Below are 13,216 nucleotides of genomic sequence, written 5' to 3' on the forward strand. Positions count from 1 at the left end.
ACTTGAAGGTTCTGTTCTGGGGTACCCCCGCCTATGCGGTGCCCACCCTTGAGGCTCTGGTGGCCGCCGGCCATGCGCTGGTGGGGGTGGTCAGCCAGCCGGACCGGCGCCGTGGACGGGGCAAGGAGCTGATTCCCTCACCGGTGAAGGCCCGGGCCCTGGAGCTTGGCCTGCCGGTGGTCACGCCCGGGCGCATCCGCCGGGAGCCTGCTTGCCAGCAAGCCCTGGCCGAGTTTGGGGCTGAGCTCTCGGTGGTGGTGGCCTTCGGCCAGATCCTGCCCCCCGCGGTGCTGGAGCAGCCACCCCTGGGTTGCTGGAATGGCCATGGTTCGCTGCTGCCCCGCTGGCGTGGGGCCGGTCCGATCCAGTGGAGCCTGCTGGAGGGGGATGCCGAAACCGGTGTCGGGATCATGGCGATGGAAGAGGGCCTTGACACCGGGCCCGTGCTGCTGGAACGGGCAATGCCGATCGGGCTGTTGGAGAACGCCCAGCAGTTGGGGGAGCGGCTGAGCCAGCTCACCGCGGACCTGTTCATTGCCGCCCTGCCACGGATCGAGGCGGCCGGCCCCGGCCCCCGGGCTGAACGGCTGGCGCGGCTGGGGGTGCGTCCCCAGGGGGAGGGAGGCCTCACCTACGCCCGGATGCTGGGTAAGGATGATTTTCAGATCCATTGGAGCGCCCCAGCCCTGGCCCTCCACCGCCGGGTGATGGGGCTGTACCCCGGGGCCCACACCCGTTGGCGGGGCCTGCGCCTGAAGCTGCTGGCCACCGAGCCCCTGGTGAGGCGATTGGCGCCCCAGCTCAGTCCTGAGGTCGCCGCGCTGGCCGAGCGCTGGGGATGGCCACGGGGGGCGGCAGCGGTGGGATCTGAGTCCTGCGATGGGGACGCACCAGTCCCCGGCAGGGTGCTGGCGGTGGCCGACGGCATCGGGCTGGTGGTGGCCACGGGCGGCTGCCCGTTGCTCATCCGCAGTGCCCAGTGGGAGGGCAGGAAGGCCGCAGCGGGCCAGGCGCTTCTGCAGCAGCTGGGGGCCGTGGTGGGTGACCGGCTGGGCGATCAGCCTGGTGAGCCTGCGGCCGGCTGAGATGGCCTTGAACCCCGGCCGGCTCCGGGTGATTGCGGTGGGGAAGGTGCGCAAACGCTGGGTGAGTGAGGGGGTGGCCCTGTACCTCAAGCGGCTCCCGGGGCTGCAGGTGCTCGAACTCAAGGATTCCAATCCCGCCACCGAGGCCCAGGCGGTGCTGGCGGCCCTGCGGCCCGCTGAGCGCCTGGTGGCGCTCAGCGAGGAGGGCGAGCACCTGGGCTCTGTGGCCCTGGCCGGGCGCCTGGAGAGCTTCGGCTCGGAGCGGCTTGCCTTCGTGATCGGCGGCGCCGATGGCCTCGATTCAGTCCTGAAGAAGCGTGCCCACTGGCTGTTGAGCCTCTCGCCGCTCACGTTTCCCCACGAACTGGCCCGCTTGCTGCTGGTGGAGCAGCTCTACCGCTCCCAGTCGATCCTTCAGGAGGGTCCGTACCACCGGGGTTGATGGTGGTTGACGTTGACCTCAGATCAGCAGATCGATCACCCCCTTGAGGGCCAGGGCCAACAACACCACGCTGGTGAAGAGGCCTATCACAAACCCAGGCGCCCGTTGCTCGACCGCGCGGCTATAGCCGATGGCGTAGGCGATCCGGGCCCCCACCCAGACGAAGCCCAGGGCCGCCGCGAGGCGGGGATTGTGGAACAGGGCCGCCAGCCAGAGGGAGGGAAGGAAGAAGACCAGTTGTTCCAGGGTGTTCAGCTGCACCCGCAACACCCGCTCGAACGCCTCTGGGCCATGGGTGGCCGGTGGCCTGACCCGGTGGGCCGCCCTGGCACGGCCCACCTGCAAGGTGGTCACGCCATAGGTGACTAAGGCCAGGAGGGTAGCCAAGGCTGGCCAGGCGAGGGCCATGAGCAGGGGGGATAGGTCGCTGGGCATCAATCCCTCCCCCGGGGGCGGCCATCGCGGGAGCCGCCATCGCGAGAGAGGGCGCCGCTGCGCGGCGAGCCCGCGCTCCGGCCTGTGCCACCCCCCCGGGGGGAGCCCTGGGACGTCCCTCGCCGGGTTCCGCCACCTCCGGATCCGCCTCCATAGCCGCCACTGGCCCCACTGCGGCGGCCACCACCCTTGCCCCGGCCGCCGCTCAGATCGAGGGGCGGCGCCTTGTGGATCGTGGGTTCAAACCCCGGCACCTCTTGGCGGGGCAGGGGCTTGCCGATGACGCGCTCGATCGCCCGCAGCAGCTCGTGCTCCTCGGCCGCCACCAGCGAAAGGGCGTGGCCGGTCTGGCCAGCCCGGCCGGTGCGGCCAATACGGTGGACGTAATCCTCGGCGACGTTGGGCAGATCCAGGTTGACCACGTGGGGCAGCTGGTGAATGTCGATGCCCCGGGCGGCCAGATCCGTGGCCACCAGCACGCGCACCTCGCCGCTCTTGAAGCCCGCCAGCGCCCGGGTGCGAGCCCCCTGGCTCTTGTTGCCGTGGATCGCGGCGGCGTTGATCCCTTCGCTGGCCAGGCGGTCGGCCAGCCGATTGGCGCCGTGCTTGGTGCGGGAGAACACCAGCACCTGCTGCCAGTCGTTGCTGCGCACCAGATGGCTGAGCAGGTCCCCCTTGCGGGCCATGTCGCAGGGGTGCATGACCTGCTCCACTAACGGTGCCGCCTGGTTTTCCGGGGTGGCCTGGAGCTGCACGGGGTTGTGGAGCAGACCCGTGGCCAGCCGGCGGATCTCGCCAGAGAAGGTGGCCGAGAACATTAAGTTCTGGCGCTTGGGGGGCAGCAGAGCCAGGATTTTCTGGATGTCGCGGATGAAGCCCATGTCGAGCATGCGGTCGGCTTCATCAAGCACCAGGATCTCCAGCCGATCGAAACGGATCGCGTTCTGCTGGTAGAGGTCCATCAGGCGGCCGGGGGTGGCCACCAGCACGTCGGCGCCTCGGCGCAGCCGCTGCATCTGCGGATTGATCTTGACGCCACCGAAGACCACATCAGCGCGCAGGTCGAGGTAGCGGCCGTAGGCCACCACGCTCTCGGCCACCTGGGCCGCCAGCTCACGGGTGGGGGTGAGCACCAGGGAGCGCACCTGGTTCTGGCGCGCCAGGGGACCGTGGCGCAGACGCTCAAGCATCGGCAGAGTGAAACCGGCGGTCTTGCCGGTGCCCGTCTGGGCCGCCGCCATCACGTCGCGGCCGGCCAGCACGGCGGGAATGCACTGCAGCTGGATCGGCGAAGGGTGGCTGTAGCCCTTGGCCGCCACGGCCTCCAGCAAGGGCTTGGAGAGTCCGAGGGAGGTGAAATCACCCGTTGGGCTGACCGCAATCTCAGGACTGGTGCCGGCTCCGGGTGGGGTCTGGGTGTCGAGGGGAACGCGCTCCTGTCCCGGAGCTGGGTTGGTCAGGAGGGAAATGGCAAACACCGCATGAACCAAGCCAGCCTAAGGGGGAAGGATCAGCGGGGGGTGTGGTGGGCGCAGCGCTCGCAGGGACCGTCGGGCAGCACGGCACAGCGCAGCAGGGGGCTGCGGGCGTTGAAGCGGCAGTGGGGATCACCGATCACCCAGCCGCCGTTCCACCAGAGGGCATCGTCGGGCTGCCGCTGGGCTTTGACCTGCAGGGCGATGGCGGCCAGCTCGTAGCGGCCCTGACGGAGGCGGTAGCGGTGCTGGCGTTGCAGCACCAGAAAACTGCGTTCTCCCAGTTGCAGCCAGCGGCCGGGATGGGGCACCTCCTCCAGGTCGAGAGATTCCAGCAGTTGGTTGCTGCCGGATTGCCGCAGTTCCACCTTGATGGGGCTCATGGCCGCTCGGGACCGGGCGTCAGGGTGGCTGGGCCCTCGGGGTTGCCCTCTTCCACCCGGAGGGAGAAGCCCCAGGCGAACAGGGCCGCCACAGAGAGCAGCAGGACCCATTCGGGCGGCACCAGGTCTGCGTTGATCAGCCGCAGCATCAGCCTCAGCCCCACCAGGGCCACCGCCAGGTAGCCGGCTTTCTCCAGGCGCGGGAAGATCGCCAGCCAACGGACGAACAGCCCCGCCGTGACCCGCAGGGCGACCACGCCGAAGGCACCGCCGGCCATCACCAGCCAGAGGCGATCACTGACCGCCACGGCGGCGGCCACGGAATCCAGCGAAAAGGCCAGATCGGTGACCCCCAGGGTGATCACCACGCTGCGCAGGCTCTCACCCGAGCCATGGGCCGTTTCGCCTCCTGAAGCGCCTTCGCTTTCGGAGGAATCGTCGGCCCCTTGCGACTTGGCCAGCAGCCCCGTGCCCGCCAGCCAGAACAGGTACAGGGCGGCGGCCAGCTGCAGCGGCCAGGAGTCGATCACCCACTGGGCGAGCACGATCAACACCAGCCGGAACACCAGGGCCAGCACCAGGCCGAGGTTGAGGGCTTGACCTTGGCGGAGCGGGTCCTTGAGCCGGCGCGAGATCGCGGCGAGGGCGACGGCGTTGTCGGCGGAGAGCACCACCTCAAGGGCCACCAGCAAAGGCAGCAGCAGCAGCACCTCCCCCCATTGGTCCGCCTGCTCGATCAGAGGGGATAGGGAGGTGATCGACTCCGCTTCCATCGCGTCGCTGCGGTTGCCGAAAGGGGCACTCTAGAAACAGGCTTCCCTTTGACCCGGCGCGGCCATGCAGCTGCAGACCCATCTGGTGCATGCCGAAGCCGGCCGGCGGGTGGTGCTGGCGAGCGCCTGGGAGGCGGGCCAATGCCTGGGCAGCGCCCTGGGGGAGGCGACCAGCGCGGAGGAGGCGGAGGACAGGGCGATCGAGCGGCTCAGGGGGCGGATTCGGGTCCCAGGGGGACCTGGGGACCCGGGGTCAGAGCCTGAAACGCCCCCAGGCGCCGCTGTTCCCAAGCGCTCGAGCCGGCCCCCCAGCTTGCCCACCCCCCCAGGGACTTCGGTTGGTGCAGGGACCACGACGGCCCCCGCGGGCCGGCGCTCCGGGCCAGAACCGGCGCCTGCTTCCGCCTCGCCCCTGCCGCCACGGCTCCAGAGTCCGGTGGCGACCCCGGCGTTGCCCGAGCCAGCCGATCCAGCGATCACAACTTCCGGCCCAGCGGGGGCGGGCCCTGCGGTTCCCCCTGGGGTGCTTCCCTCCCCGCCACTCCCCGCCAACGCCCTGGCCGCGGCCAGGGCCCCGGAGCCGCCCCCCGACCCCGAGGACTGGAGCGATGAGCTGGCCGGGCTGGAGTTGGAGCTGCAGCGCCTGGGCTGGGGGCGGGAGCAGGAGGCGGCCTACCTGGAGCGCGCCTTCGGACACCCCAACCGCGGCCGGCTCACCCGTTATGCCGATCTGACGGCCTACCTGGGGGTGCTGCGCCGGGCCTCAGCCGGGGCCGATCCCGCAGCCCTGCCCACCCCCCTGCGCCGCCGCGACCTGCTGGAGCAGTCGGATCTGCTGCTGGGCCAGCTCCATTGGGACGCAGCCCAGGGCCGGGCCTTCCTGGAGCGGCACTTCGCCCTCAGCAGCCGCCAGCTGCTCAGCGATGAGCAACTGCTGCACTTCAATCTGCTGCTGGAGGAAGAGGCCAGCGCCCCGGTGTCAACCTGTTCACCGCCGGCAATTCCCCCGCACCAGTGACACCCCCAGTTCCAGATTCTTCTGGTTGCTGTAGGCCTCCCGCTCCAGGAGTTGTTGGGTGGCGGAGAGCCCCGCATAGACCGGACTGCTCAGAAAGCGCTCCGTGGAGGGTTGGCTGACCACGGGCAACCCCAGGGGCTGGGGCCTCGCCCGCAGACCGCCGCTGCGGCAACTCTGGGCCACGTGGATCGACTCGTGGTTGAGAACCTTGGCGAATTCGCGGCTGCCCTTGGCGGGCACGTCGGGGCGGATACGCACGATGCCGGCCCGGGGCTCCCATTCCCCCGCGGCCCCGGCCTTGCGGGGCGGTCCGAGCACCACCAGCACCCCCCGGGAGCGCAGCTCGCCCAGAAGCGCCGTGATCGCCGCCCGTTCGCGCTCGAAACGGGGCGGGAAGCGGATCAGCAGCTTGATCTGCTCGATGCTGAGCGGGGGGTCGTCCTGGCGGCGCTTGTAGGTGTAACGGGTGCCGCCATTGGGCAGGAGCTGGGCCCTGGGGCGCCAGCCTTCATCGGCTTGATCCAGGGCGGCCATCAAGCTGCTGTCATCGGCGGGTTTGAGGGGGCGATCGCTGGGCCTGGGCTGGGCGTTGAAGGCCTGGGTGCTGGAGAAGGCTGTGATCGCTGCCGCCCCCAGGGCGGCGAACAGCGCCAGCGCCGCCAGGGCCCTGAGCGGATGGGCGCGCTTGAGCGGCTCGAGCGGCAGGCCGCAGCGAGCGCAGATCCGCAGCCCGTGGCTGTTGCGGGCGGTGTGCCTGGGTTGGGAGCGGCAGGCGGGGCAGCGGTAGGAGGTCATGGCCGCGCTCCCTCGGCTGAAACGCCATGGGCTGTTGAGCCGGGGCGCCGCAGCAGCAGCCCCGGGGTCTCGCCCTCAAATCCCTGGTCGTAACTGGGATGAAACAGGCGGCCGCTCCAGGGGGCGGGCAGCTCCGCCAGCAGGGCTTCGACGTAAGGGTGCAGCCGCGCCGGCCGGCTCACGGTGTGGACGGGGTAGAGGCGGACCTCGCCGCGGCTCACCCGCCTCAGTTCGGCCAGGGCGCGCCGGTGCCAGGCGAGATCGAAGGGGGAATTGGCGTAGAGGCCGCCGTCCTGGAGGGGGGAGTAGCCGAAGAGCAGATGGGCCGAGAGCACCAGATCGAAGCTGCCATCGGAGAACGGCAGCTCAGGGAGGGAGGCGGCCAGGTAGGACTCGGGGTGGGCGCGCCGGTCGGAGAGAAAGGAGGCCAGGGCCCCGCGCTTGCCCCGGTGGTAGAGATCCAGATCGAAGTCAGGGCGTAGGTGATCCGCCCCGCTGGCCCGCTCGTTGTGGAGGCCGATGTCGGCGAGGGCCTGGCGCTCCAACTCTTCCGGGGGCAGGCCGTAGAGCGGATCGACGGCGATCACCTCCACCCCGTGGCGCCGGGCGAGGGCGGTGAAGGCGCCGGGGCCGCCGGGACAATCCAGCAGCCGCCTCCCCTTCAGGGCCTCCCACTCCAGGTCGAAGAACTGCAGCGCCTCCTCACCTGTGCGGCCGAAGAACACCACCTTGGCCAGATCCATGGCGCCCGCCCGCTGGTTTTGATTCTGACGGTCTCCCATCGCCAGCGAGTTGCGAAGATCGTTTCCCGATCGCCCCTTGGCCCGATGCCCCTCACCGCCCTGGTGCGCCAGCTGGAGCAGGTGCCCCTCACCGGTGAGCTGCAGGCCCGCATCGGGCGGCCCGAGCGTCTGAGTCTGCGGGGCGCCGGCCGGGCCGCCCGGGCGTTGATCAGCTCGGCCCTGGCCCGCCAGCGGCGTGCGCCGCTGCTGGTGGTGGTGCCCACCCTGGAGGAGGCGGGCCGCTGGACGGCGTTGCTGGAGCTGATGGGCTGGCCCACGGCCCAGCTCTATCCCACCAGTGAGGGCTCGCCCTACGAGCCCTTCGATCCCACCAGTGAGATCACCTGGGGGCAGCTGCAGGTGCTGGCGGAGCTGGTGGGTCCGAGCCCCTGGAAAGGGGCGATCGTCGCCACCGAACGCGCCCTGCAACCCCATCTGCCGCCACCGGAGGCGCTCGCGTCCCAGTGCCTGACCCTGGCCAAGGGGGCCACGGTTGACCTGGAAGAGCTGGGGGAGACCCTGGCGCGGCTGGGCTACGAGCGGGTGCCCACGATCGAGCAGGAGGGCACCTGGAGCCGTCGCGGCGACATCGTCGACTTGTTTCCGGTCAGCGCCGAGCTGCCGGTGCGGCTGGAATTCTTTGGCGAGGAACTCGAGAAGCTGCGGGAGTTCGATCCCGCCAGCCAGCGCTCCCTGGATCCGATCGAGGTGGTTCGGCTGACCCCCACGGGCTACGGCCCCCTGGTGGCGGACGACCTTCGCGAGGCGATGCCCGAGGGGCTCGAGGCGCTGCTCAGCCCCGAAGCCCTTGAGCAGTTGCTGGAGGGGGGCACCCCCGAGGGGATGCGCCGACTGATGGGCCTGGCCTGGGGGCAGCCCGCCTCGCTGCTCGATTACTTGCCCGAAGCCACGCTGATTGCGATTGATGAGCGGCGCCAGTGCCTGGCCCACGGCCAGCAATGGTTCGATCACGCCGCTGCCCACCACGGGGAGGTCCCTGAGCTGCCGCCGTTGCATCGGCCGCCGGCTGAGGCCCTGGGCGCCGCCGGCACCTTTGCGGGCTTTGATCTCTCGGAGCTGGCCGAAACCGATGGCCACGGCAATGCCTTTGATCTGGCCAGCCGGCCGGTGCCCACCCACCCCAACCAGTTCGGCCGCCTGGCGGCGCTGGTGAAGGGCTACCAAAGCGAGAAGGCGCGGGTGTGGCTGCTCTCGGCCCAGCCCTCCCGCGCCGTGGCCCTGCTGGAGGAGCACGACTGCATCGCCCGCTTCGTGCCCAATGCCGCCGACTGGCCGGCGATCGATCGGCTGGTGGAGCAGGGCACCCCCGTGGCCCTCAAGCTCAAAGGCACTGCCGAGCTGGAGGGCCTTCAGCTGCCGGCCTGGAAGCTGGTGCTGCTCAGCGACCGGGAGTTCTTCGGCCAGCACGCCCTGGCGGCCAGTGGCTACGTGCGCCGGCGGCGCAAGGCGGCCAGCCGCACGGTGGACCCGCTCAAGATGGTGCCGGGCGATTTCGTGGTGCACCGCAACCACGGCATCGGCCGCTTCCTGAAGCTGGAAAAACTCGCCATCAGCGGAGAGTCGCGTGACTACCTGGTGGTGCAGTACGCCGATGGCACCCTGCGGGTGGCCGCCGACCAGCTGGGCAGCCTGGGGCGCTACCGCGCCAGCACCGACGCCCCGCCGGAGCTCAACCGCATGGGCGGGGTGGCCTGGGCCAAGGCCAAGGAGCGCGCCCTCAAGGCCGTGCGCAAGGTGGCCCTCGATCTGGTCAAGCTCTACGCCGAGCGCCACCAGGCGCCAGGCTTCGCCTTCCCCCCCGATGGCCCCTGGCAGAGCGAACTGGAGGATTCCTTCCCCTACGAGCCCACCCCCGATCAGCTCAAGGCGATCGTCGAGGTGAAGCGCGACATGGAGGCCGCCCAACCGATGGACCGGCTGGTGTGCGGCGATGTGGGCTTCGGCAAGACCGAGGTGGCGATCCGCTCGATCTTCAAGGCCGTCACCGCCGGCAAGCAGTGTGCCCTGCTCGCCCCCACCACCGTTCTGGCCCAGCAGCACTGGCGCACCCTTTCAGAGCGCTTCGCCCCCTACCCGCTCAAAGTGGCGCTGCTCAACCGCTTCCGCACCGCCGCCGAGCGCAGGACGATCCTCGAGGGCCTCTCGGCCGGCACGATCGATGTGGTGGTGGGCACCCATCAGTTGCTTTCCAAGGGCACCAACTTCCAGCAGCTGGGGTTGCTGGTGGTGGATGAGGAGCAGCGCTTCGGGGTGAACCAGAAGGAAAAGATCAAGGCACTCCGAAAGGACGTGGACGTGCTCACGCTCAGCGCCACACCGATCCCTCGCACCCTTTACATGAGCCTCTCGGGGGTGCGCGAGATGAGCCTGATCACCACGCCGCCACCCCTGCGGCGGCCGATCAAGACCCACCTGGCCGCCCTCGATGGCGAGGCGGTGCGCAGCGCCATCCGCCAGGAGCTCGACCGCGGCGGCCAGGTGTTCTATGTGGTGCCGCGGGTGGAGGGGATCGAGGAGGTGGCGGGCGGCTTGCGCGAGATGCTGCCGGGACTGAAGTTGCTGGTGGCCCACGGCCAGATGGCCGAAGGGGAGCTGGAGAGCGCGATGGTGGCCTTCAACGCCGGTGAAGCCGATGTGATGCTCTGCACCACGATCATCGAGAGCGGCCTGGATATTCCCCGGGTGAACACGATCCTGGTGGAGGACGCCCACAAGTTCGGCCTGGCCCAGCTTTATCAACTGCGCGGCCGGGTGGGCCGCAGCGGCATCCAGGCCCATGCCTGGCTGTTCTATCCCGGTGAGGCCTCGCTTTCAGAAGCGGCGCGCCAGCGGTTGCGGGCGATCCAGGAATTCGCCCAACTGGGCTCCGGCTACCAGCTGGCCATGCGCGACATGGAGATCCGCGGCGTGGGCAACTTGCTCGGGGTGGAGCAGAGCGGCCAGATGGAGGTGATCGGCTTCGATCTCTACATGGAGATGCTGCAGGAATCGCTCGCCGAGATCCAGGGCCAGGACATCCCTGTGGTGGAGGACACCCAGATCGATCTGCCGATCACCGCTTTCATCCCCGCAGACTGGATCAGCGAAGGCGACGAGAAGATGGCCGCCTACCGCTCGGCGGCCGGTTGCAGCAGCAGGGGCGAACTGCTGGAACTGGCGGCCGCCTGGATCGACCGCTATGGCGCCCTGCCGTCCCCGGTGCAGGCGCTGCTGCAGCTGATGGAGCTCAAGCTGCTGGCCAGGCGCTGCGGCTTCTCGCGCCTCAGGGCCGAACAACCCAACCTGGTGCTCGAAACCCCGATGGAGGAGCCCGCCTTCCGGCTGCTGCGCCAGGGTCTGCCCACCCATCTCCATGGGCGTTTGGTGTACCAGGGCGGCTCCGGCAGCACCGCCAAGGTGCTGGCCCGGGGGCTGAGCGTGCTGAGCGCCGAGAGGCAGCTCGACACCCTGATGGAGTGGCTGCAGGCGATGGCGGAGCAGATCCCGGGCAGCGACGGGCTGAGCGAGGCCCAGCGGGGGGAGCAGGTGGCGGCGAAGAACGCGGCGGTGCTGGCGGTTTGAGGAGGAAGTGGGGGCGATGCCCGTGCTCCACGAAACCCGTGTAGCTTGAGGCCATGGCCAATCTCACCATCGCTCTCGATGCTGCGCTGCTACAGCGAGCTCGCGAAGCCGCCTTGAGGGAGAAGACCTCTGTGAATGCCCTGGTGCGAGATTTCCTGACCCGCTATGTGGATGCCCGCAGTCAGCGCCTGGAGGCGTTGGCCAGTTTTGAAGCGGTCGCCGCCAGCAGCCAAGGCTTCAGCCACCAACCCTGGAGCCGAGAATCCCTCTACGAACGCACCTGATGCGGGTGTTCGTGGATACCAACCTTTGGGTGTACCGCCTGGACCGGCGCGAGCCTGTCAAGGGTGAGCGCATCCGCCGCTGGCTCGCCGATCTGGCCGAGGACAACGACATCATCATCAGTACCCAGGTCCTGATCGAGTTGCGTGCGGTGGCGACCCGCAAACTTCGGCCTGCACTGGGCGACGCAAAGATCACGGCCCTGCTTGCCGCCATGGCTGGCTTTGAGGTGGTCAGCACGGAGCTGAATCTGGTTCTCGATGCCCATCAGTTGGCGGTGCGGCATCAGCTCAGTTGGTTTGATGCCCTGATCGCCGAGGCTACCCTCCGCAGCGGCTGCGCCGTGCTGTTCAGCGAAGACTTCACGCACGGCGTGACCATCGGTGCGCTGCAGGTGATCAACCCATTGCTTGATGGATGGCCGCCAGGCTGTGGCGCTTGATCTCAGCGACCGTGAGGATGTAGAGGGGCGCCAACTCAAGCGGTGCGTGACCCTCCGTTCCTTGTGTCAGGGCCGAATTCAGAAGAAGACGATCAGTGATTGGCCTTAGTGGCAGACCTCTCCCCGCTGCCTGACCCTCACCGCCAGCATCAGCAGATGGGCCGTTTGATCTGACCCTTCACTCGGTCGTCGCCAACCCGGCAACGCTTGAGGCCAGCGAGGTTGGCGCTTAATCCTTTGCGGCCTTGCGATCGAGCTTGCGGAGCTGCTGCGTGGCCCCAGGGATGAACTCACCCGTCCAGGACAAGGTCGTTCATGGGTTGATCTGGATGGATGGCAGGCTGGCCAGTTCGGCGCTGGAAGTCCAAGGCAGGGGCACCGAGGCAGACAGCTTCCAGGTCATCGAAGCCTTGCTCAATCGGTTCTCGCAGATCAAAGGCTTTGGTCCGGCCCGTCTCCAGGGCCAAACAACGCTCAAGTCGTCCTTCCCAGGCGGGATCCGGGCGAACGGAGGTGGCCATGGATTCATCTGAACCGTTGCCTTCCCTCCAGCTGGCTTGGCTACCCGAGCACCAGGAACGATCACACCCCGCTCATCCGAGCATCCGGCGGCCGAGGGCCTGAGCGACGCCCAGCGGGCGGAGCAGGCCGTGGCCCGGAAGGCGGGGGGCTGGTGGTCTTGAAGAGGAGTTGCTTGGTGAGCGGTATGGCCTCCAACCACGGCTCCTGCAGGGTCAGATCCAGGGCCGTGGCGATCCGTTCCAGCGCCATCGCCAACTGCTCTGGCGTGAGGCGCCCGAGCGGCCCATCGAGGTTGGTCCCGTCCACGGTGGTGGGATGCCAGGTCATCGCATAGACGTGGTGCTGCAGCCCATTCGCTGGGCTGGGTTCCAACGCCACGGCCAGCAGCTGGCCCTCCAGGCGGGGATCACGGCTCAGTGGCACCACACCCGGCGCGTGCTGGCGCCATGGGCAGCCTCCGGCGAGATCACCAGCACCGGACGGACCTTCCTGTCGCCAAAGCTGCGGTGGCGGGGCCAGCGCTAGAGGCTCCCTCGTTCAGGCATGGAGCCGCTCCAGCGCCTCGGTGCCCATCGCCTCCCCATCCGCGGTGGCTTCCTCCAGGTCACCCCCCTGGAGCTGGCTCAGATCGGCACCGGCCTGCTGGAGTTCCGCCAGGTGCCGAGGCCGCAGCCATGGACGGATCGCCTCGCTCACCGCCGCCGAGCGGTTGGTGCTGTGGGCATCGAGATCGGCCAGCAGGGCTCCTCCAGGGACAGGCTGATCGAGCCGGTGGCCATGGCCGTTGCCAGAATGGCTGCTAGTGATTCTCGGAGCCTTCAGGGCAGGACGGGCGCGCCGCTTCGATCGGGTGGGGAGTTCAGGCCCAGGGTTCGATCAACGCCGATCCGATCGGTGGACCCTCGCTGCTGGTGCGCGGGGCCAGGCCATCCAGCGCAAGGGAGCGGCCCAGCCCCGGCGGCATCAGCGCAGCGAAGACGTTGGTGACAAGCAGAAGCAACCGGGCCGCTCAAGTGACGGGGGAACGCCATGGCGGGGCAGATCCAGCTCGATTCCCTGGGCATTGCCCGAGCTGCTGAGGGCGAGATCAGCCCGGCGCATCGGTTCGCCAGGGTGACAGGGAAGGCGGTGGCCGCAGGCGATGACCGGACCGCCTCAAGGAAGGGGAGAGCGAGTCGTTGGGTTCCGCACTTACGCCGT

General features: G+C 69.2%; 16 protein-coding genes. 7 read left to right on the forward strand and 9 right to left on the reverse strand.

Annotated features, from left to right (window positions below; genetic code table 11):
- Positions 1-2: 2 nt before the first annotated feature.
- Positions 3-1,085: a methionyl-tRNA formyltransferase gene (locus tag KBY88_RS02485; RefSeq protein WP_254938300.1), complete on the forward strand. Its 1,083-nt coding sequence runs from the start codon at positions 3-5 to the stop codon at positions 1,083-1,085.
- A 7-nt stretch (positions 1,086-1,092) separates the two neighbouring features.
- Entirely contained in the window at positions 1,093-1,527 is a 435-nt protein-coding gene (locus KBY88_RS02490; RefSeq protein ID WP_254938504.1) for a 23S rRNA (pseudouridine(1915)-N(3))-methyltransferase RlmH, read from the forward strand.
- A gap of 18 nt (positions 1,528-1,545) precedes the next feature.
- Here the strand turns inward: KBY88_RS02490 and KBY88_RS02495 are convergent, their stop codons facing one another.
- Genes KBY88_RS02495 through KBY88_RS02510 form a run of 4 tightly spaced genes read right to left on the reverse strand, consistent with a single transcriptional unit; the run spans position 1,546 to position 4,593 of the window.
- A complete protein-coding gene (locus KBY88_RS02495; RefSeq protein ID WP_254938505.1) occupies positions 1,546-1,935 on the reverse strand; it encodes an MAPEG family protein in 390 nt (129 codons plus the stop codon).
- Positions 1,936-1,961: 26 nt separating this feature from the next.
- On the reverse strand, positions 1,962-3,440 hold the full coding sequence (locus KBY88_RS02500) for a DEAD/DEAH box helicase (RefSeq protein WP_396102367.1): 1,479 nt from the start codon (positions 3,438-3,440) through the stop codon (positions 1,962-1,964).
- Between the two features lie 32 nt (positions 3,441-3,472).
- Positions 3,473-3,811 carry a DUF6464 family protein gene (locus KBY88_RS02505; RefSeq protein ID WP_254938507.1) on the reverse strand — a complete coding sequence of 113 codons (339 nt, stop codon included), beginning with the start codon at positions 3,809-3,811 and terminating at the stop codon, positions 3,473-3,475.
- 5 nt (positions 3,812-3,816) lie between these two features.
- Positions 3,817-4,593, reverse strand: coding sequence for a MeeY/MeeF family manganese export membrane protein (locus KBY88_RS02510; RefSeq protein WP_254938301.1), 777 nt, complete (start codon positions 4,591-4,593; stop codon positions 3,817-3,819).
- A gap of 64 nt (positions 4,594-4,657) precedes the next feature.
- Between KBY88_RS02510 and KBY88_RS02515 the strand changes: the two genes are divergently transcribed.
- The gene (locus KBY88_RS02515; RefSeq protein WP_254938302.1) at positions 4,658-5,611 is read left to right on the forward strand and encodes a slr1353 family protein; all 954 of its coding nucleotides are present in this window, start codon (positions 4,658-4,660) and stop codon (positions 5,609-5,611) included.
- On the opposite strand, the gene KBY88_RS02520 is transcribed toward KBY88_RS02515, so the two are convergent.
- A complete protein-coding gene (locus tag KBY88_RS02520) occupies positions 5,582-6,406 on the reverse strand; it encodes a hypothetical protein (RefSeq protein WP_254938303.1) in 825 nt (274 codons plus the stop codon). The two genes, KBY88_RS02515 and KBY88_RS02520, sit on opposite strands and share 30 nt — an antisense overlap.
- Positions 6,403-7,149, reverse strand: a complete 747-nt coding sequence (locus KBY88_RS02525; protein WP_254938304.1) for a class I SAM-dependent methyltransferase — start codon at positions 7,147-7,149, stop codon at positions 6,403-6,405. The genes KBY88_RS02520 and KBY88_RS02525 overlap by 4 nt, the downstream gene beginning before the upstream one ends.
- Positions 7,150-7,233: 84 nt before the next feature.
- Here KBY88_RS02525 and mfd point away from each other — a divergent pair, with 84 nt between their 5' ends.
- From mfd to KBY88_RS02545, 4 genes are all read left to right on the forward strand, one after another.
- The gene (gene mfd, locus KBY88_RS02530; protein WP_254938305.1) at positions 7,234-10,770 is read left to right on the forward strand and encodes a transcription-repair coupling factor; all 3,537 of its coding nucleotides are present in this window, start codon (positions 7,234-7,236) and stop codon (positions 10,768-10,770) included.
- A 53-nt stretch (positions 10,771-10,823) separates the two neighbouring features.
- Positions 10,824-11,054: a hypothetical protein gene (locus KBY88_RS02535; RefSeq protein WP_254938306.1), complete on the forward strand. Its 231-nt coding sequence runs from the start codon at positions 10,824-10,826 to the stop codon at positions 11,052-11,054.
- 11 nt (positions 11,055-11,065) lie between these two features.
- Complete coding sequence (locus KBY88_RS02540; protein WP_254938307.1) at positions 11,066-11,494, forward strand: PIN domain-containing protein; 429 nt, start codon at positions 11,066-11,068, stop codon at positions 11,492-11,494.
- 329 nt (positions 11,495-11,823) lie between these two features.
- Entirely contained in the window at positions 11,824-12,027 is a 204-nt protein-coding gene (locus tag KBY88_RS02545; protein WP_254938308.1) for a hypothetical protein, read from the forward strand.
- Positions 12,028-12,076: 49 nt separating this feature from the next.
- On the opposite strand, the gene KBY88_RS02550 is transcribed toward KBY88_RS02545, so the two are convergent.
- The 3 genes from KBY88_RS02550 to KBY88_RS02560 all read right to left on the reverse strand — a co-directional run bounded on the left by KBY88_RS02550 (position 12,077) and on the right by KBY88_RS02560 (position 13,016).
- Positions 12,077-12,439 carry a hypothetical protein gene (locus KBY88_RS02550; protein WP_254938309.1) on the reverse strand — a complete coding sequence of 121 codons (363 nt, stop codon included), beginning with the start codon at positions 12,437-12,439 and terminating at the stop codon, positions 12,077-12,079.
- Positions 12,440-12,553: 114 nt separating this feature from the next.
- Complete coding sequence (locus KBY88_RS02555; RefSeq protein WP_254938310.1) at positions 12,554-12,712, reverse strand: hypothetical protein; 159 nt, start codon at positions 12,710-12,712, stop codon at positions 12,554-12,556.
- Positions 12,713-12,875: 163 nt separating this feature from the next.
- The gene (locus KBY88_RS02560) at positions 12,876-13,016 is read right to left on the reverse strand and encodes a hypothetical protein (RefSeq protein ID WP_254938311.1); all 141 of its coding nucleotides are present in this window, start codon (positions 13,014-13,016) and stop codon (positions 12,876-12,878) included.
- Between the last annotated feature and the right edge of the window lie 200 nt (positions 13,017-13,216).

The organism is Cyanobium sp. Morenito 9A2 (assembly GCF_024345575.1).
Taxonomy (GTDB): domain Bacteria; phylum Cyanobacteriota; class Cyanobacteriia; order PCC-6307; family Cyanobiaceae; genus ATX-6F1.

What these genes read in the sequence shown, in the direction of transcription:
- mfd (WP_254938305.1), top strand. Translation starts at nt 7,234, where the DNA reads ATGCCCCTCACCGCCCTGGTGCGCCAGCTGGAGCAGGTGCCCCTCACC.
- KBY88_RS02545 (WP_254938308.1), top strand. Translation starts at nt 11,824, where the DNA reads ATGGATGGCAGGCTGGCCAGTTCGGCGCTGGAAGTCCAAGGCAGGGGC.
- KBY88_RS02535 (WP_254938306.1), top strand. Translation starts at nt 10,824, where the DNA reads ATGGCCAATCTCACCATCGCTCTCGATGCTGCGCTGCTACAGCGAGCT.
- KBY88_RS02495 (WP_254938505.1), bottom strand. Translation starts at nt 1,935, where the DNA reads ATGGCCCTCGCCTGGCCAGCCTTGGCTACCCTCCTGGCCTTAGTCACC.
- KBY88_RS02515 (WP_254938302.1), top strand. Translation starts at nt 4,658, where the DNA reads ATGCAGCTGCAGACCCATCTGGTGCATGCCGAAGCCGGCCGGCGGGTG.
- KBY88_RS02510 (WP_254938301.1), bottom strand. Translation starts at nt 4,593, where the DNA reads ATGGAAGCGGAGTCGATCACCTCCCTATCCCCTCTGATCGAGCAGGCG.
- KBY88_RS02525 (WP_254938304.1), bottom strand. Translation starts at nt 7,149, where the DNA reads ATGGATCTGGCCAAGGTGGTGTTCTTCGGCCGCACAGGTGAGGAGGCG.
- KBY88_RS02520 (WP_254938303.1), bottom strand. Translation starts at nt 6,406, where the DNA reads ATGACCTCCTACCGCTGCCCCGCCTGCCGCTCCCAACCCAGGCACACC.